The 20,094-nt window shown below is 55.8% G+C and carries 12 protein-coding genes; 1 reads left to right on the top strand and 11 read right to left on the bottom strand.

Annotated features, from left to right (window positions below; all coding sequences use genetic code 11):
- Nucleotides 1–35 precede the first annotated feature (35 nt).
- Together ACLJRS_RS17325 and pdeH are read right to left on the bottom strand one after the other, a co-directional pair.
- The gene (locus ACLJRS_RS17325) at nt 36–2,096 is read right to left on the bottom strand and encodes an AsmA family protein (protein WP_000158666.1); all 2,061 of its coding nucleotides are present in this window, start codon (nt 2,094–2,096) and stop codon (nt 36–38) included.
- Nucleotides 2,097–2,205: 109 nt separating this feature from the next.
- Entirely contained in the window at nt 2,206–2,973 is a 768-nt protein-coding gene (gene pdeH / locus ACLJRS_RS17320) for a cyclic-guanylate-specific phosphodiesterase (RefSeq protein WP_000595628.1), read from the bottom strand.
- Between the two features lie 228 nt (nt 2,974–3,201).
- Here pdeH and ACLJRS_RS17315 point away from each other — a divergent pair, with 228 nt between their 5' ends.
- A complete protein-coding gene (locus ACLJRS_RS17315; protein WP_000037573.1) occupies nt 3,202–4,131 on the top strand; it encodes a sugar kinase in 930 nt (309 codons plus the stop codon).
- Nucleotides 4,132–4,184: 53 nt separating this feature from the next.
- Here the strand turns inward: ACLJRS_RS17315 and ACLJRS_RS17310 are convergent, their stop codons facing one another.
- From ACLJRS_RS17310 to bcsR, 9 genes are all read right to left on the bottom strand, one after another.
- Entirely contained in the window at nt 4,185–5,672 is a 1,488-nt protein-coding gene (locus ACLJRS_RS17310) for a M16 family metallopeptidase (RefSeq protein ID WP_001163180.1), read from the bottom strand.
- 219 nt (nt 5,673–5,891) lie between these two features.
- Nucleotides 5,892–7,178, bottom strand: coding sequence for a C4-dicarboxylate transporter DctC (gene dctA / locus ACLJRS_RS17305; protein ID WP_000858228.1), 1,287 nt, complete (start codon nt 7,176–7,178; stop codon nt 5,892–5,894).
- Nucleotides 7,179–7,335: 157 nt separating this feature from the next.
- Nucleotides 7,336–9,342, bottom strand: a complete 2,007-nt coding sequence (gene hmsP, locus ACLJRS_RS17300) for a biofilm formation regulator HmsP (protein ID WP_001266360.1) — start codon at nt 9,340–9,342, stop codon at nt 7,336–7,338.
- Between the two features lie 173 nt (nt 9,343–9,515).
- On the bottom strand, nt 9,516–13,058 hold the full coding sequence (gene bcsC / locus ACLJRS_RS17295; protein WP_001225189.1) for a cellulose synthase complex outer membrane protein BcsC: 3,543 nt from the start codon (nt 13,056–13,058) through the stop codon (nt 9,516–9,518).
- Nucleotides 13,040–14,149: a cellulose synthase complex periplasmic endoglucanase BcsZ gene (bcsZ, locus tag ACLJRS_RS17290; RefSeq protein ID WP_000988799.1), complete on the bottom strand. Its 1,110-nt coding sequence runs from the start codon at nt 14,147–14,149 to the stop codon at nt 13,040–13,042. Before bcsZ ends, bcsC begins: the two co-directional genes overlap by 19 nt.
- Nucleotides 14,150–14,152: 3 nt before the next feature.
- Complete coding sequence (gene bcsB, locus ACLJRS_RS17285) at nt 14,153–16,453, bottom strand: cellulose biosynthesis cyclic di-GMP-binding regulatory protein BcsB (protein WP_000823818.1); 2,301 nt, start codon at nt 16,451–16,453, stop codon at nt 14,153–14,155.
- Nucleotides 16,454–16,463: 10 nt separating this feature from the next.
- A complete protein-coding gene (gene bcsA, locus ACLJRS_RS17280) occupies nt 16,464–19,088 on the bottom strand; it encodes a UDP-forming cellulose synthase catalytic subunit (RefSeq protein WP_001275337.1) in 2,625 nt (874 codons plus the stop codon).
- The gene (gene bcsQ / locus ACLJRS_RS17275; protein ID WP_000996121.1) at nt 19,085–19,837 is read right to left on the bottom strand and encodes a cellulose biosynthesis protein BcsQ; all 753 of its coding nucleotides are present in this window, start codon (nt 19,835–19,837) and stop codon (nt 19,085–19,087) included. The genes bcsA and bcsQ overlap by 4 nt, the downstream gene beginning before the upstream one ends.
- Nucleotides 19,838–20,041: a cellulose biosynthesis protein BcsR gene (gene bcsR, locus ACLJRS_RS17270; RefSeq protein ID WP_000282614.1), complete on the bottom strand. Its 204-nt coding sequence runs from the start codon at nt 20,039–20,041 to the stop codon at nt 19,838–19,840. It abuts the gene before it with no gap.
- Between the last annotated feature and the right edge of the window lie 53 nt (nt 20,042–20,094).

Here is a 20,094-nt window from a genome sequence, read left to right as displayed (position 1 = left end):
GCGCCGGATGGCGTCATCCGGCGCGACGTTTCACGTTACTGCTTCATCTGCGTTAAAATCGTCCGGCACTGATTGGCTTCGCCTTCAGAGGGCGAAATGAGCGCCAATAGCGCGGCGGCGGGCGTTACCAACGTCGCCAGCGCTGCCGCAACCGCGCCGCGCGCAATCAGCGGGCCGGGCTTGACGCCCGCCTGCGGATTTTTAAATGTCCCACGCACGTACAGCGGCGATCGCAGCGTAATAATACGAATCCCCTTACTTTCCGGATCAATGGTTAAATCGAGCTGTTCAGAGGCGAAGCTCGCCGTACCGGTCACGTTAATCAACGCATTTTCTGTATCAAAAGCAAAAATTTGCGGTCGCGCCACGCCGTTCGCAATATTGAGATTCGCCGCCGCGCAGTTAACCCGCACTTCGTCATCGCCAAAAATCTGCCCGACAATATAGTTGCCGACGTTCAGCCCCACGATTTCCATCAGGTTGCGGCTAATCAATCCATCATTCATCAATAATTTCAGATTGCCGTTACTGTTGCCAAGCAGCGCGGCGACCGAGTTGCCCGTCCCGCGAATATCCGCATCGCCGTTCAGCTCGCCCAGCGTTTTCTGCATCAGCTCCACATCCGGCATCAGTTCTTTAAGCTTCAGCCGACGCGCCTGTATATCCGCCCGCCCCTGCATTGGCTTTTTATCCCCTTCCAGATGGATGTTGGAGACAATACTGCCGCCTGCCAGACCAAACTTCAGCGGCTGTAGACGTAAGTCGGCGTTTTTCAGGATGATATGGGTCGAAAGATCGCTAATCGGTAGACTGCCGCCATGTTCAATACGTCGGCCTTTAAACCGGACATCGGCGTCCATAACGTCCCATTTGTCGGTTTCAAAGCGATCGTAAGGCAACACTTTATCCGCCGGCTGAACATTCTTCTCGCCTTTGCGCTGTTCAGACCGTTTCGACTGCTCAGCGTCTTTCCCGGAATCCACGCCAATCAGCGGCCCAAGATCGGCCAGGCGTAACTGGCGCGATTCGACATCGCCTTCCAGTTTAGGGCGCGGTTTACCGGTGGTATAAGTGAGGGAGCCGTGGATATCACTGTCGCCAATGCGCCCGTTAAAACCGCGATAATCAAATACCGATGACTTTTCGGCGTCAATTTTCGCCACCAATCGCCCATCGGTCTCAAACGGCGGCGTATCCGGCAGCAGCACGCCGGTTAAATCATATAAATCGCCCAGTGAATCGCCAGAGAATTTAAGCCGCAGATCGACGCCGCCCATTTTCATCGGCTCGTTCACCACGCCGCTAAAAGCCACCCGCGTGTTGCCAGAGCGGAAATCGGCCTGCACAGGAAAAGGCGTACTTTCGCTGCGTAGCGCCAGCATACCGCCTATTTTCCCCGTACCGGTCAACGGTTCCCCGTTATAACGCCCCTGCGCCTTCAGGCCGAAGACATAGTCACCCACGGTGGATTTGTCTGCTTTGCCTTTCGTTCCCGTCACTTCGCTGAACGGCAACGGTTTGCCTAACGGATCGACCAGAATAGTGATATCCGCTTTACTGACCTTATCATCGATCGCGATTCGCCCCTGGTCGAAGAGAATATTATCCAGCCGGAAGGACCAGGCGGAAGGTTTAGCATTGGGGTCCGTATTCTTGTCTTGCGCGAGGTTAAAGGTCCAGTTATTGGCTTTCTCGGACAGACGAATAAGACGCGCGTCGGGTTTCACCAGTTTGATCCACGGCAGCCAGACGGTTTTGGTCAGGAGCGCCAGCGGGGCAAGCGTCGCCTCAACGCGTGGCAGATGCACCATCGTGACTTCCGGAATATCCGGCGGATTGCCGAGAATGACGTCTTCCGCGTGAACATGCGGCCACGGTACCCAGCTTCGCCAGCCGGTCTCCTGTTTTTGGCGTTCCCACACCACGCCTAAATCGCCGCGAATAGCGAAAGGCCGGTTCAATTCGGTAGAGACTTTCTGGTTGATGGTCGGTTTGAGGCGGTTCCAGTCAAATGTTGCGATCAACAAAATCACTATGGCGATCAACAACAAGAAAGTCCCTGTGATGGCGGCGGTTATTTTGCCTGCTTTAGTCATGTGTTATTTCCTCACTTCTTCCCTTGCCTGTCCTAAAGATAGTTCAGCCAGACGAAAAAGGAGGATGACTGCGCCTCGTAATACCATGTATTACGGGAACAGTCTGGCGTTACAGGGTCAGAATCACCTCTTCGAGCGATATCAGCGGCACGGGTCGAGAAAGAAAATAGCCCTGGGCGGCAAAGGCGGGCGAACGCTGCACATCACGCCACTCTTCCAGCGTCTCCACGCCCTCGACAATAACGCCGCGGCAGTAGCGGTTCATCAGTTGCAGCAGCAGAGTGAACAGGTTGCGTCCCTCCGGAGACTGACGCAGCATGACGAACAGCTCTCGCGCCACTTTAATGTAGTCATAACGCACTTCGCTCAGCGCTGAAAAATTGGCCATACCGGTACCAAAATCATCCAGCCACAGCGGGCCGAACTCACACATCGAGGCGAAAGAGGAGTCTTTCGGCAAACGAATATGTTCCACCAGTTCGAAACGCAGCCAGGGTAAGCGCTCCATCGCTGCCAGAATGTCCGGCTGTCGTCGCATGGCAATCAGCGTAGGGCCGTCGACATTGACCGATGCCAATAAGTGATGGCGAGTGAAAAAATCCGCTTTTTGTTCAAGCTGATAAAGTTGTTCTTTCACTACGTCAATGCGGTGTCGAACCGCTAACTCCGCGAAATAACGATCCGGGGCAATACGTCTGGAAGGGTTATCAGGATGGGTGACGACAGTGAGAAGTTCAACCGCCATCAGACGGCCATCCGTCTGGTATATCGGCTGGTAAGTATAGGCACGCTCGCATTGCAGCCAATAGCGCCGTTCCTGCAAATTCTCTATACCTGCATCAGGAACGCGTAGCTGCTGGATAACCTGCTTTATCATCTCAGTTGTCCTGTTAATGGGAGTGTGACTGTCCGGACTCGTCAAAGGTTATCGGCGTTCAGGCAGAGAACTTTACCCTCGGTCCCTGGCAAAATAAAAACAGACCCCGAAACTTGTCAAAAATACGCACTTGCTCAAAAAAATAATGGACCGATGTTTTAATATTATTGACCACTAAACATCCACAGCGCACACTAACGCTAATTTTTACAGATCAGGTTCACGACTATGTCTAAAAAGATTGCCGTGATTGGCGAATGCATGATTGAGCTGTCGCAGAAAGGCGCTGATGTTCAGCGCGGCTTCGGCGGCGACACGCTGAATACCTCCGTTTATATTGCCCGTCAGGTCGATTCTGCCGCTCTGGCCGTTCACTATGTGACGGCGCTGGGTACCGACAGTTTCAGCCAACAGATGCTGGAGGCGTGGCAGCATGAAAATGTGGATACCTCGCTAACGCAGCGGATGGAAAATCGCCTGCCAGGCCTCTATTACATCGAAACCGATGACACTGGCGAGCGTACCTTCTACTACTGGCGTAACGAAGCGGCAGCGAAATTCTGGCTGGAGAGCGAGCAGTCAGCGGCTATCTGCGAGGCGCTGGCGACCTTCGATTATCTCTACCTGAGCGGCATTAGCCTCGCGATTTTAAGCCCGACCAGCCGTGATAAGCTGCTGTCTTTATTGCGTGAATGCCGGGCCAACGGCGGGAAAGTCATTTTTGATAATAACTATCGCCCGCGTTTATGGACAAGTCGCGAAGAAACGCAGCAGATCTATCAAAAGATGCTGGACTGTACTGATATCGCCTTCCTGACACTGGACGATGAAGACGCGCTATGGGGTAAGCAACCAGTGGAAGAGGTCATTGCCCGCACCCATGCGGCAGGCGTGCAGGAAGTGGTGGTAAAACGCGGGGCGGACTCTTGCCTGGTCTCGATTCAGGGCGAGGCGCTCATTGACGTTCCGGCAGTGAAACTGCCGAAAGAGAAAGTGATAGACACCACTGCCGCAGGCGACTCCTTCAGCGCCGGTTATCTGGCCGTTCGTTTGACGGGCGGCAGCGCGACGGATGCCGCGAAGCGCGGACACCTGACGGCCAGCACGGTGATTCAGTACCGTGGGGCCATTATTCCGCACGACGCGATGCCGCAGTAAGTCATTCGCTCTTGCCCGGTGGCGCTGCGCTTACCGGGCCGACAGGCGGCAGCTTACTGTGCCGCCGGTGTCTCCGTCACTTCCGGATGCGCCTCATCTGCTTCAACAGCGGCGGCAGTTGTCGGGACCATGATTTCATCCCACGTCGCCTTTAACGCCTTCATATTAAATTCCGGCTCGCCTTGCGGTTGCAGCAAAATTAATGCCATCTCCTGCGATAGCTGCTGACGTAGATTCTGATTGAGCATATCGACGGTCAGGTTGTTGAGGAAATTCTGACGCAGCTTCTGATACTGCTCCGGCGCGATATCCACCACCTGATTCTGCAGTGAGCGCATACGCTGTCCAGTCAAAATGTCAGTATCGGTACGCGCGTAGGTCGCGAACAGCTTTTGCAATTCGAGATTTTTCTGCGCCACCAGCGCAGTAAACTCCTCTTCCGACAAACCTTTATCGCGTACTTTCGCCAGTTCATTCGCCACCAGGCTCAAATTGGTATTGAGCTTATCATTAGGTGATTCAATGTTGATGGCGCACTGCGCGCGCAGGAACAGAACCCGGCAGTCAAACCCCAGACCAATATCTTTCGCGTTATTTTTAGTAAGCTCTTGCTGGATATGCCAGAACAGCGCTTCGCGCGCCAGATCCGCCTGCCAGTAGCGCAACAGCGCCGCCGACTCGCGAATCGGTTGCCACGGCGTATCCCACATAATGGAGAGACGATCCTGGCGCACCGCATCGGTCATAATGCTCACTGATTCCGCCCGCAGCGGCGAAAGCGTCGGCACCGGGGCGGGCGTTTCGCGTTTACCTTTCAGCGTACCGAACGTTTTATTGATCTGCTCGGCGACGGAGCGCGCATCAATGTTGCCGACAACAATCAGCGTCATGGCATCCGGGGTGTACCATTTTTCATAGAAAGCCTGAATTTTGGCTGCGTCTACCGGCTGCTTTAACGGTTCCGCGGGATCGTGCCCCAATAACGCCGACCCTTTCAGCCGATAACGCCACCAGCCCTCTTTAGTATCTGCTGGCCACGTCGCAACCATATCTTCGCTGCTTAACGCATGATTCACCGTCTCTGGCGTAATGGTTAATTTACCGGAGACGTTAGCCAGATAGGTCAGCGCTTCTTTCAGCAGATCGTTACGGTTATTGGGTAAACTGAGGTTATAGAGCGTGGAATCATAAGAAACAATAACGGGCGGCATGGGACGTTTCGGATCAAACCCTTGCTGCCATAAAGAACGTGCCTGTGCGGCATCCAGACCACCGCTTTGCGTTAGCGCGATACGGGGAATCGCATGGCTGAACCCGCTCTGTTGCGTACTTTCGGTGAGCGAACCGGTATTAACCTGTAGACGAACTTCAATACGATCGCTGGGGCGCTGAGGCGTAGCCAACACTTGCCACTGTAACCCATTAGCCAGCGTCCCCTGTTGCCATGCCGGATCGGGCTGGAGCGCATCTGCCTGCACATAGCCGGCAGAGGCCAACATCAACAGACTGCCCGCTAAGAGTCGAATTTTTGTGCCCTGCATGTGAACCCCTGATCAACAATCCTGGTAATAAAAAGACAGCCCCGGCAGGGATGCCTGAATATGACGTAAAAACACTTCGTGTTAGACCGCGAGAACCTAAAAATGTCACGGAAGAAGTGAAATAATCCCTAAGCATCATGCTGTATGCTTTGGGCGCAGGGGTCAATTATGCGCAAACACCCGCAGTCCTGGAAGGGACTACGGGCATAAGTGGCGAGATTAGGAGGAAATTTCGTGCGTTTTGCCATCCGGCGCACGATTATTAAGCACATCGTCCAGCTTTTGGTGATCTAACTCTTTCACCCATTTGGCAACCACCACCGTCGCCACGCCGTTACCCACCAGGTTAGTCAGCGCGCGCGCTTCGGACATAAAGCGGTCAATACCGAGGATTAACGCCAGTCCCGCCACCGGCAAATGACCTACGGCGGAGATAGTGGCCGCCAGCACGATAAAGCCGCTTCCGGTCACGCCCGCGGCGCCTTTTGACGATAGCAGCAGCACGACCAGCAGCGTTATCTGGTGGAAGATATCCATATGGCTGTTGGTCGCCTGGGCGATAAACACCGCCGCCATCGTCAGGTAGATAGAGGTGCCATCAAGGTTGAACGAATACCCCGTCGGGATCACCAGCCCTACCACCGACTTACGGCACCCCAGTTTTTCCATCTTATCGAGCATACGCGGCAACGCTGACTCGGAAGAGGAGGTGCCGAGCACAATGAGTAATTCTTCCCGGATATAGCGAATAAATTTAAAAATGCTAAAGCCCGTTACCCGTGCAATCGTCCCCAGCACCACCACCACGAAGAGAATACAGGTGATATAGAAGCAGATAATGAGCTGCCCCAGTTGCACCAGAGAACCGACGCCGTATTTACCGATGGTGAAGGCCATCGCGCCGAATGCGCCAATCGGCGCCAGGCGCATGATCATATTGATGATGCCGAAAATGACCTGCGAAAAACTCTCAATCACATTGAAAATGAGCTGGCCTTTGCTGCCCAAACGGTGCAGCGCAAAACCAAACAACACCGCAAACAGTAAGACCTGCAGAATGTTGCCGCTGGCAAACGCGCCGATCACGCTGCCCGGTATGACATCCATCAGGAAGGCAATAATGCCCTGCTCCTTGGCTTGTGCGGCATAAACGGCCACCGCCTGCGCATCCAGCGTTGCCGGATCGACGTTCATCCCGGCGCCAGGTTGCACGACGTTGACGATGATAAGACCGATAATCAGCGCAATCGTACTGACAATTTCAAAGTAAAGCAGCGCGACCGCGCCGGTACGCCCCACCGCTTTCATGCTTTCCATGCCTGCGATGCCCGTCACGACTGTACAGAAAATGACAGGAGCGATGATCATCTTAATGAGCTTAACGAACGCGTCGCCAAGCGGTTTCATTTGTGCGCCCAGTTCAGGATAGTAATGGCCAAGGAGAATACCAATGGCGATTGCTGTCAGGACCTGAAAATAAAGACTTTTGAACAGAGAGGTTTTCATAGGGTGTCCTTGAAGTAAAAACCACAGGTCTTGTAAGGTTATGAGTAACCTGCGGCCTTAAAATAACACCCACACAACATGACAGAAATGCGCCAGGATCATAATTGAAACAAAAATGTTAAAAAGTTTGAGCTGGCTCGCACAAGCGCGACCTTTTTTAACTTTTGTAATCAGGATTTTCGTGCGACAGATACCGTTCTTCAAAGATATCCGCGGGAACGGGCCGAGCAAACAGGAAGCCTTGCGCGACGTTGACTCCAGCCTGTTCCAGCCACGCGCGTTGCGCCTCGTTCTCCACGCCCTCGGCAATCAATTGTAAATTAAGACTGCGGGCCATCAGGATAATCGCCGTCACCATACTGTGATCATCCGGTAACCCATCGACAAACATTTTATCAATTTTAAGGATATCGACCGGTAGCGACTTCATATGCTGTAACTGGCGCAGCCCCGCGTAACCCATGCCAAAATCATCCAGTGCGATACGCACGCCAGCATTACGTAACGGACGTAAGATAGCGACGGCAGCGTGCGGATCGTCGATACGGCGGCTTTCAGTGGCTTCAAGAATCAGCGTACCCGGTTGAATACGATAGCGATTTAACAATTCCAGCAGATCCGACACCATGCCAGGGTGCATGAGCTGTAACGCGGAAAGATTGACGGAGAGCGGCAATGTCACGCCGCGCTCCTGCCAGGCGGCAAGCTGGCGGCAGGACTCTTCCAGCACCCAATGGCCCACCGTGACCATCAGGCCGCAGGATTCAATGCGCTCAATCAGCCCCTCCGGCAATTCCCAGCTACCGTCCGGCTGTTGCATACGTAACAAGGCTTCGGCGCTTAATACGTTGCCGCTGCGCATCTCGACCTGCGGCTGCAACCAAATGGCAAACTGATGGTTATCCAGCGCGGTAAGGATATCGCTCTCTTCGGTAAGGCGCTGTTGAGCGGCCTCCATCTGCGCCGGGTCAAAGAACTGGATCTGATTTTTACCTTTTCGGCGCGCGGTAAACGCGGCGGAGACGGCGCGACCATAGAGCTCTTCGGCGGTCAGATCGCCATAATACATCGCAATGCCAATACTGCAGCTTGGGCGCAGTTGAATACCCTGGATGGGCAGTCGTTCATTAATGATAGTGAGTATTTGCTGACCTAATGTGATGGCGTGCCACGGCTCTTTAACGCCGTGGGCGATAATGGCAAAGTCATACCCGCTGACCTGCGTAAGCACCATGCGCGGCGCCAGCACCGACTTCAGCTTCTCAACCAGCGTCAGTAATAGAATCTCCCGCTGCGTTTCTTGCAGCACGCCTGCCGTGTCACGCAACGTTTCGCACGTCACGATGATAAGCGCGGTGGTTTGTTGGCGGGTGATAACCTGTTCCAGCAATGCCATTAAAAAGGCTTTATTGGGCAGCTCGGAAACCGGAAAACGCATCGCGTTGTCCGTTTGCTCCTCGCGTTGACGCTGCATAAGCTGCTGGTTGAGGTTATAGCTGCGCACCAGCATCCCAATTTCATCATCCTGATGCAGACGCGGCAACGCCAGCTGATGTCCGATCAGCTCCTGCTGCGGAATGTCGTTCAGCTCGCGGGCGATTTTGCGCAGCGGATGCACAATCAGGCGGTTTACGCACCAGGCGATGGCCACCGTCAGGATCAGCGATAAAAGTAAGTAAATGGTCACTAACGTAGAGAGCGCGCTCATGACGAACTTGTACATACGGTACGAATCCGCCTGCAATACAAGGTAGGCCAGCGGTTGCGGATTGGCGGGACGCTCCAGCGAATAAACCGGCAAAGAAATTTGTACCGGCAGTTCGAAGAGACGCGTCACCATAACCGGGACGGGGCGTTCAGGAATGAAGCGCTTACGCAACGCCTGGAACTGATTCGGCAATACCACATCGGCGCGACTCACCACGCCCGCAGGTTTAATACTTTCCAGAATGGTTTCCGCGCCGGGGAGATCCGCTTTTAAAATCGCGGAAGAAAGAGGTTCCCGAACAGATCGCGCGATGCTTTCCAGTTGCGTAGCCGTGTTGTAGCGGTTCTGCTGTACCAGATGGAACAACAAAACGGTGCAAAAGACAAAAACAAACACCATGACAACGGCCGCAACCATTGCCATCTGTTTAATTGTTAACGAGCGGCTGACGCGCAAATTGACTCTCCCTGGATATCCCGGACTGCCGCCTGAGTATACCCGATTGCAGCGGCATTAAGAGAGGCTGTATCTGAAAAGGACTTTTCTGAATAACGGTTAATGATAGCGTCTGATGGCGCTGCGCTTCTCAGGCCTACGACGCCTGTCAATTCGTAGGCCTGACGCAATGATTACCAGTCAGCGTAAGGCACCAGAGGCTGCGGCGGTAAATCCATATCCCCCTGCCAGCCCGCCGCGGAATAACGGACATACAGCAGCAGATGACTGGGGGTATAATCTTTCGCCTGCTGAATATCGACAGCCGTACCCACAAACCAGTTGGCAGTGACCCGGCGTTCAATGAGCGCCCGCGCGGTATAGCCAAATCCCTGACTGCTGCCGCCGCCGTTGGTCTGGTCACGCGCATCCTCCTGATAATCCGCCGGAATCAAATTCATCAGCGGATAACGCGGCATGGTACGGTTGCGGGAGTGCGACCAGGATACCGAGCCGCCTAACTCCCACGACCAGTTTTCCGTACGCTGCCGCCACATCACCGGCACCGCAAACGACAGGTATTCCTGCGGGCTATAATAACCGCCCTGACCCAGTGAATAACCGCTCAGATCTTTGTCGTAATGCCAGATCATGTTATTCAGCCCGACGGTAACACGGCGGTTATTCTCGTTAATCACCTTATAGTAATAACCGGTCATCCAGCGCACGCGCCAGTTATCTTCCACATTTTTACCGCTCAACTGGTCGCCGCTGAGCGACGCCCAGACACCGTTTGCTTCGCCTTTATCATAGCTGAGGCTGACGCCGCCGCCGTTGGCCCGCACGCCGCCCCATTTGGTGCCGGTATTGCTGCTGGCGTCCTTTTGCCCGCCAAACGCCAGCAGCGAGCTGGAGATCGGGCGACGATGCGCGTTCAGGGTATAACCCAACGGCCCGATATCGTCGCTATAGCTGACGCCGCCAACCACATCAACGACATTAAAGCCCATCGGCGTCGTGCCGATATCCCAGCGCCAGGTCTCATTCTGCCAGCCGACCGCCACGCTCGCGCCCGTATCGGCCTGGCTACGATGTCCGCTGCATTTCTCCAGCGTACAGGTACCCCAGTTATTATCGTATTTTCCATCCGCATCCGTAGAGAAACGGCCAACATCCATATTCACCATATCAGTACGAAAGAACGCCCGTCCGTCCGACCAGGGCGCATCCACCTGAAGCATCGTAGTATGCGCCTTCAGATCGGAGTAGCCGCCAGTCCCGCTCGACCCCCAATAATCGTGCGCCAACGTGACATTGAGATCCTGCTGACGGTACAACTCCGCCGCATCGCTACGCACGCCGCGTTTTAGCCAGTCATCTTTTTCATCATTGCGCGTCAGGCGGGTAAAGGTATCGTTATCCAGGGGACGAACCGGCGTAATCGCCGCGGCGACCATTGCCTCTTTGTAGGTCTCCAGCGCCCGCTGCGGCTCGCCCGTTTGCGCCTGAAAAGCGGCGGCGTCACGCAATACCATTGCGCTTTCCATTGATGGCGGCTGTGCTTTTGCCTGCGGCGTAATGCGGTTAAAGATCCGCGCCGCCGCCGTGATATCGCCAAGCTGGAGCTGCGCCAGCGCGACGCGGCGCTGCATGTTAATAGAGGTGATTTGCGACGCAGGCAGCGCCGCCAGTTGAGCGCGCGCCGCGGCGTTATCGCCCTGTGCGATGTCGATTTCTACCCGCCCCAGCATGGCATCGACATTACCCGGTTCCCGCGCCAGAACGGCGTCATAAGCGGCGCGGGCCGCCGCATTATCGCCACGCTGCTGCGCCCAGTCCGCCAACGTTAACGCAATGCGCGTAGAGGGCGGCTGCTGACGTAACAACGCTTCCGCTTCGCGTTCTTTGCCGCTATCGCGCAAGCGGTTAGCGCTTTCCAGCACCTGGTTACTTTGCAATCGGCCCGCCAGTTCCTGAATATTGCTGTTCCACTGGCTGGTCGGCAGGGTATTGAGATGCGCCAGCGCCGCCCGGTCCCGATCGCTGCCGGAAAGATAAAGCCCATAAGCATAGACCTGTTCCGGATCGTTTGGCTTCTGCTGCGCCAGAGAGCGCATTTGCGCATCGGCCTGGGCGTGCTGCCCGGCCTGCCACAGATCGCGTGACAGTCGGTACGTTACCCACACGCTCCCCGGATCTAATGCCAGCCGACGACGGTGCAGTTCTGCGGCCTGCGCCCATTTGCCCTCGCTTTCCAGCGTTTCCGCCTGCTGCGCCAGACGGTCATTTTCCAGACTGCGTTCGATATCGTCGATACTGCGCCGCTGGCTGGCGGAAAGAGAAGCGATAAACGCGGCGGCTTTTTGCGGCGACTGCTGGCGATAAAGATTCGCCAGCCCGCGTACAGCATTGCTATTACCGCTATCCATACGCAGCGTCTGCTGATAATAACGTTCGGCGGCGGCATTATCTTTGCGCGCCATCGCCACATCCCCCAGCCCCAGCACCGCGTAGCTGTCGGTGTTATCCACTGCTCGCGCCTGCTGATAGAAACGCTCCGCCTGGGCCAGATTATTCGCTTTTAAGGCCGCGTCGCCCTGCTGAATTAACAGCCAGTAGCGATTGACCTTCAGCAGACTCTCCCACTTATCGCGGCTGCTGCTGTGCGGCGCCATCGCCAGCGCTTTTTCAAACTGCGCGACGGCGCGGGCGCGATCGCCACGCTGTGAGTATGCCTGCCCCAGCGCGCCGACCGCCTCGCTGTCGTCCTGCCGGGCGCTCACCGCCTGCTGCAATTGCGCAATGGCCTTACCGCCTTCTCCGGCATTAACCGCCGCGATGCCCAGCGAGCGCGCGCGGAACGCCGGATCGGCTAACTGTTTTTGCTGCTCGCTAAGCTGGGCGCGGGCGGCAGACACGCTATCGCCTTCGCTAAACTGCGTCAGATAGTCTTGCAACGCTTTTACGCTGGCGTCGCTCACCGGGAGATCTTTTATCTGCTGGTACCAGATGGCGGAGGCCGCGCTGCGTCCCGTACTGGATTTCGCCATCTGTTTAAGCACCGCGAATCCCTCATCGCGCCGCCCGCTGGCGAACAACAGTTGCGCCAGCGCATTTTGCAGAGCGTTATTACCCGGACTGACGGCATTGATTTTCTGTAGCTGGTTAATCGCTTCGTGACGGCGGGCGGGCAATTTCGCCACGGTCGTCCAGTATTCGACCGCCAGTTCGCCCTCCGGCGGATAACCTTTAAACAGCTTGTCGTAGCTGGCGATCGCTTGTTCAGTATGGCCGGTCGTCGCCAGTAAACGCGCCTCCTGCAAAGACTGGCGTCCTTGCGGCGTGGAGAGCAGCATCGCGGTGCGGGAAGATTGATACGCCGTCGACTCCGGCGCCAGTTGCGCCAGCCGGTCAAGTAACTTCTGCGCCCCGTCGCTATCCCCCTGCCGCAACAGATAGCGGAAACGGGCAGCGATAACCTGTGGATCATTGGGGTCGATCAGCTCCAGGCGATAGAGCGACTGACGGACTAAGTCCTCACGGTGCGTGGCCTCGCCCAGCCGAACCTGCTCCAGCAACTGTTGCTGCGCGGAGGTCGCTGCGCCGGCAAGCGGTGTTAGCGCCATACCAAGCGATAAACCCAACAATGCCCGAGAAACGCCCCTTTTGCCAGGTAAGGCATTTCGACCGCCAGCCGGCAAAAAAGCGTGCATGAGACTTAACGTGAACTTACGCATTCCTGGCCCCAGTCAGGTAATAATTCACCTTTGACGGTGAAGCGAAAACGGTGCTGATCCCAGCCTTGTCCAAAGAGAGTCAGCACATAGTTGTAATAGGCATCGCTGCCAGGAAAATGGTCTGCGACCCGCTGTCGCTGCACGGCCTGGGCGTCGCGATTTTGCAGGAAAGGCAGTAAAGCGGCGGAAAACCCGACCGGCCCCGTCCCTTGCGCGTTCCCGCTGACGACATCCACTTTCTCCGGTGGAACGCCGTTTTTCATCGTTAACGTCGCCATCGGTTTAAATCGCGCCAGTAAACGCGCTTTTTGCGGATCGCCATCATGCATCATTCCCGTCCATAAATAGACGCGAATCGCATCGTAGCTACTGATCAGCGTCTTTTCCGCTTTCAACTGCCAGCCTTGCTTGCTTTCATAACGCACCCAGTCCGGCGAGAAACCTTTCGGCGCGGTTTCCAACAAAAGCCGCAAATTGGTTTCCCGTAGCGTCGACCACGGCGCGCCAAAACGGCTAAAGTATTGCGCCAACTGCGGCGGCAGATAGCTTGGGTTAAAACGCCAGTTATTCGCCTCGGCAAAGCCGATTTTGCCAGGTAGCAGCATTGAGCCCAGCCCCGGCACATTCACGACCTCTTCGCGGGCGATGCGTTTTAGCAACGCCGTGCCCACCTCGGTATAACGCGTCTCTTTCCACAGGCGACCGGCCTCCAGCAGCGACCATGCCATCCAGATATCGCCGTCGGACGCGGAGTTGCTGTCCAGCACCGACCAGGTGTCGGGATCTTTTTGTCCCCACAGCCAGGCGGGCAGATGTTCACGCAGCGATCCCTGCGCCAGATTGTTTTGCGTCCAGTTAAACAGTTGCGCGAACGCCGGTCGATCGTTCGCCGCCAGGGCAAAGAACATGGCGTAGCTTTGCCCTTCGGAGGTGGTAATTTTTCGCGCATCGCCCGGATCGATAACGCGTCCCTGCTGGCTAATGTAATCTTTCTTGAACTGTTCCCACGCAGGCCAGCTACAGGCCGCCTGCGCATTTATTGCCGTCAGCATGACGATCATCGTTATCCATCCGCGCAGCATAGTCATCATGCGTTACTCATGGTCAGGGTCGAGACGACGGCGACTGAGAATACGTAGCAGACGCCACAATACCCACGCCAGTAATACCACACTGAGGGCCGCCAGTACCGCCAGCAGCACAGGGTGATTCGCCAGCGCATACCACAGCCGCTCAAACCACGGCAGATGTCCGACGTAATAGATATCGCCAACGCGCAGACTGTGAACGCCGGACTCGCGGATCACCGCCACGGAACCAAACATCGCGGCGCGTTTACCGCTGTCGTTCACGGCGTCGTTCAGTAGCTGGTAACCGCGCGGGCTGTCAGCCAGCAGAGCAATCACGCTGCGCTGATCATTAAACGGCGACTGGAAGCCCACCACCGCCGCCATCGGGCCGCTGGCGGTGACGGTGGACTGCGCATCCGCCGCGCGATCGGCCTCATCCGGCATAATCGACGGGAAAGCGGTCTGCCGCATCGGGGTTTTTACCCAGCTTTGTGTCGCCTGCACCAACAGATCGATACGCTTATCGTCTTTTAGCTTGCCCGGAATAGCGCCAATAATCAGCAGATCGGCGTCTTTGTCGGCTATCTGAGCGCTATCATCGGTGATGGTCAGATTAATTGCCGGGAAACCGGTCTGTCCGCCAATGGCGCCGACCGTATTCAGCAGCGTTTCCATTTGCGCTTCGGTTGGGGTCTTCGGCATCACCGCCAGCGTGTCAGACAGGTCGGCCATCCGGCTGAACGGGAAACCCGCATTGGCGAACGCGCGTAAATCCGGCATCGCGATAAAGTGGTAATATTTCGAAAAATCGATAGTGGAATCATCCCCTATCACCACATGATTCGGTACCGGCTGGAAGGTAATACAGTTGTCCACCGACCCGCCCGGCATCGGATTCATGTAGCGGAAGTCAAAACGTAGTTGGTTCATCGCCCCCAGTTTGAGCGCCGGAATAGACACATCCGTTTTACCATCCAGCAGTCCCTGAAGTACCGGCAGGCGCAACAGGAGTCGATTAGTTTCCTGCGTGCTGTTAAGACTAAAGGCTTGCAGGAACTGGTTATTCAGACTGATGTCCAGCCGTGAACTGTCTTTGGTCGGCGGCGAGGTATAACGGTAGTTGAGATCCATATCAATACCGTTGCTACGCAGCAAATAGAGGTCCGGCGGCAGATTCAAAGAAACGTTGATGGGCGCCGGCTCCAGCCCACTCGACTGGAGCTGCTCTTCATAGGTTTTCAGCTCGCCAAAAGTGACCGGGCGATCGGTACGCACCCAGTTCGGCGCATCATACGGTTTGCGCGCCAGCAGCGGTTTTACATCGTTGACCACCACGCTGGAACCACGGAAGAGAATATTCCCTTGCGCGATACCTTTTGCCGCCTGCAACAGGTCTTTATCATCACGACCAAACACGACCAGCAACTTCACATACGGATTATCCGGATGGCTCATCATCTCGATAACCGGCGCGTTAACCGCAGGATGATCGCGCAGGAAATCGGGGCGTCGATCGTTGGTGGCGAACACGATCGCATTGCGATCCGGCAGGTGATTATACAACACCGGGAAGCGCTGACCGCGCCAGCCCGCCCGCGAGCCAAACCAGGACGCGACAATAGAAGCCGCCTGCTGTTGCGCCAGATCCGGCACGTCAGCAAACACTATCGGCAACGTCACCGGGCGGTTATCCCGCGGATCGAAAAACGGCACCGGGAAGTGGGACAGATCGTTATTCACCGCCAGCATGTTATAGGTCAGATCCAGGGCGCTATTTCGCCCGATGTCTAACCACAGAGTACTGCTGGCCGGGTTTTCACACACGTCGCGATAGTGGCCGACAAACTCCAGCCGCACCCGGTTAAAGTCGGTGATAAATAGCGGATTGATAGGCACCTGCGCCAGCGTCTTTTTCCCCAACTGCTCTTTTGTCACCGGCAGTACGCCCATCAGTTCATCATTGAGATAAACCTTGAGCTGCGACTGAACCGGCAGGAGCGACGGCGAGGGCGTATATTCCAGATTCAACACCGCTTTCGACGCCACTTCATCGCTGCGCATACCAAATTCAATGCCGCCGTTAGGGTTAACGCCACGCAGCGCCATACTGCCCGGCGGCGGCGCGATTTGCGCAAAGGTCAGCTTGACCTCGCGCGAAGGCGCGGTCTGCGCCACGACTGGCGCCTCAGTTACGGGCGACGGCGCAGGCTCGGTGGGTTCAGCATTTATCAATGGCGGCGTAGCAGGCGCCGCCGCCGTCATGAAAGCAGGAAACGCGCTTAATCCTATTACCGCCGCACACATCCAGGACAATTTTCTTTTCATCGCATTATCATCATTGTTGAGCCTGAGCCATAACCCGATCCGACGGCTGTATCGCCGCTTGCCGCTCCGGGCGACGCGGAATAAACGATACAATCCAGGCAATTAACGCCGTCAACGATCGGAAAATTACTTTTACTGAAGGCGGCGCGAATTCCGCGAGGTGGCGATATCCGCGGAAGCCCAGCTTCAGAATATCCAGCAAGCTTTCCAGCGGTTTATCTTCCGGGAAGCTATCTTGCCAAAGCGCCCACGTATCGGCGCGCGCGAAGGTACACTGCACAAAATCAATATGTTGTTTGGTGGTGAGCGGCATCAGTTGTAGCCCGACCTCATTGCCCGTTACGCGCACCACCTGCGTTGGAAAGACATATTCCTGCTGCCCGCGTTTAAGCAACAGATTCACTTTCTGCCCTTCCAGCACCTGCGCCTGACCGTTGATCTTGATGCCTAACCCACCGTCGGAGAAGTCATGTACGGTACAGGAGAACAAATGTCCATCTTCGCGGGCGATGGCCCCCGGCATGGCAATTTCGACCCGATGCGCGCGTCTGACCTGTTTACTCTCTACCGAAACCGCAACCGCGCCGCCGAGAATGACCAGGTTGTAGAAGACCCACACCAGGCTAACGATGACGGTCAGCGTTTCATTTTCCGGCCCGTAATAGTATCGCCATACGCCCGCCGCCACGCCGAGCAGGTTAAGCAAGACAAGGAAGATATACGGACGCGAGATTACCCAGTCGACGTACTTCTCTTCCACCAGCCCGCCTTTCGCCGTGACGTTAAATTTCCCTTTGTGCGGATTGATCAACGCGACCAGAGTCGGCGGTGCGATATACCATGCCAGTACCGTTTCATAGATTTCACTCCAGAAAGAGTGACGATACTTGCCCTGAATCTTCGAGTTAGTCAGGCTGGCGTGGACCATGTGCGGTATCACAAATAGCGCAATCATCAACGCAGGCGCATAAATGATATAGGCGTGCAGCAGCAGAAAAGCCAGCGGCGCGGTCAGAAAGATCAGGCGCGGAATGCCGGACAAGAAATGGAACATCGCGTTGAGGTAGCACAGCCGCTGCGCCAGTTTTAAGCCTTTACCAAACAGAGGGTTATCGAGGCGGAAAATTTGCACCATACCCCGCGCCCAACGAATACGCTGCCCGATATGCGCCGACAGGCTTTCCGTCGCCAGCCCCGCCGCCTGCGGAATGCGCATATACGCTGAGGTATAACCTCGCCGGTGCAGCCGGAGCGAAGTATGCGCATCTTCCGTCACCGTCTCAACGGCGATACCGCCAATCTCATCCAGCGGCTTACGGCGAATCACCGCGCACGATCCGCAAAAGAAAGTGGCGTCCCACATATCGTTACCGTCCTGTACCAGTCCGTAAAACAGCGTGCCTTCGTTAGGCGTTTTACGAAAACGTCCCAGGTTGCGCTCAAACGGGTCCGGGGAGAAGAAATGATGCGGCGTCTGCATCATCGCCAGCTGTTTTTCTTTCAGGAACCAGCCCATTGTCATTTGCAGAAACGAGCGTGTCGGCACATGGTCGCAATCGAAGATCGCCACAAACTCGCCTTTCGCGTGTTTTAGCGCATTGTTGATGTTGCCGGCTTTGGCATGTTCGTGCGTGGCGCGGGCAATGTAATGCACGCCAACATGTCGGGCAAACTGACGAAATGATTCGCGCCCGCCGTCATCAAGGATCCAGATATTCAGCTTGTCCTTCGGCCAGTCCATGCCAAGCGAAGCGTAAATGGTATTTTTGACCACGTTAAGGTCTTCGTTATAGGTCGGTACAAAAATATCCACCGTCGGCCACTGCGACATTTCTTTCGGCAACGGCACCGGTTGACGATTTAACGGCCACACCACCTGGAAGTACCCCAGCACCAGCACAATCCAGGCGTAGGTTTCCGCAAACAGCAGAATCAGCCCGCACACCAGACTGACCGGGTCGTCCCAATTTAGCGTCGAGGTATAGCGCCACCAGATATAACGACAGGAGACCGTTAACGACAGCACGATGAGCATCAGCGCGGAAAAGCGTCCCGGCATACGTCGTACCAACAGCGCAACGCCCCACAGCAACAGCAGAAAGATAAATTGCGATAGCGGGTTAAATGGCTGCGTAATACAGATCAGCGCCAGTATCAGTGAAAAGGTCACGATAACGCCCAGAATAAAACGCCGGGCGCCGTTGCTAAGATGTCCCAGCTCTTTTTCCTTTTCCAGATGCGTTGTCTTTTGGCGCACCCGTTCCGGTAAGGTATCCATCCATTGATGGTAACGTCCACGAACGTCCTTCAGGCGCGCAAATGACCGCCAGCGCGGTTCATGACGTTCTTTAGCCGACGAGATCATCACCAGCCAGAGGGTCTGAATGAGGTAACGGGCCGGGTCCAGCGGGCGCGGGCGGGCGGCGTTAATATGCGGATAAAGCGCTTTATGCCCGTCGCGAATACGCTGCCAGCGCGGATGCTCAAGCGGAAACACTATCCACGCCAGAATCGTCCACAGGCAGCCGAGCGCTGCGCTAAACGGCGACGCGCCGTGGCGGCGGTAACCCTGATAGCGCTCGCTCAAACGCGCGCTAACCGGCGGGATAAGCAGCCACCGGGAAAGGGCGCTCATCGCAGGCTCCCGGCGGACGTTTTGTCGCCCGCATCATGCAGCAGGCACCAGTTCGCCAGCGTTAACACCTCTTCGGCGGCTAACGAATCGCTGCGATATTCGCCTAACGGCTGTTTCGACGCCATGCACTCCGCCATCGCCTCATCGCGATGGATCACAATGGGCAGCAACCGGCGCTGGCTTTGCAGCCAGACCTGGTACAGATCGTCTTGTAACTGACTGCCAATGCGTAACTCATTGATCAGAATATACGCTCCGGCAGGCAACGCCTGCTGATGAAGGCGAATATGGCAGTTAGCGTCAACCTGGGCTATCGCCAGCGTATGGTCGCAGAGGCTCACCAGCTGCCGTGTCAGCGGTGACGCGCCGTAGGGCAAGTCCAGTAAAATCCAGCTATAACGCCCGCTCGCTTTCAGCGCCTGGATAGCCGATCCGATCTCTCCCAGCGTCTCCTGCCAGGCCTGCGGATTTTCCCGCTCTTGCGCGGTGAGCTGTCCAAACGGCAGTAGATCAAGCTGCGAGGTATAACGTAATCCGGCATCGCGCCAGTCCTGGCCGTCCAGCAACGATCGCGCCCAACCGCCCTGATGGACGAAGTCGACGTTAAACGACATGCGCAGCAGGTTATCGGGGCTGGCGTCAATCACCAGGACATTTTCCCCTAAGATTTGTAACGCCCAGGCGAGTGCTGCGGTGAGAGATGTGGTTCCCACCCCGCCGCGCACGCCCTGCAGTCCCAGAATCGCCATTCATGGCTTCCTTAATGAATGTGGTTGCGCAAATTCAGCCAGAAGTGGCCATCTTTTAATCGCCGCCGCCAACTGTTCGCGTTGGGAAATATCGGTATAATCTATTTCGGGTAGTGAAAACGCCTGGCTTAATGCCAGAAAATCATTTTCAAAAGTGTAGCCCAACGTTGGATCGGACTGAGCGCCAGGTTCATTGTTATACATTCTGGTTGCTCCTTTTTAAATATTTCTCACTGGCAGCATTACGCCCCGTCGTC

The sequence above is a fragment of the Salmonella sp. SAL00670 genome (assembly GCF_046552235.1).
Classification (GTDB): Bacteria; Pseudomonadota; Gammaproteobacteria; order Enterobacterales; family Enterobacteriaceae; genus Salmonella; species Salmonella enterica.
The sequence above is the reverse complement of the archived record's forward strand: the minus strand, read 5'-3'. Positions and strand labels throughout refer to the sequence as shown.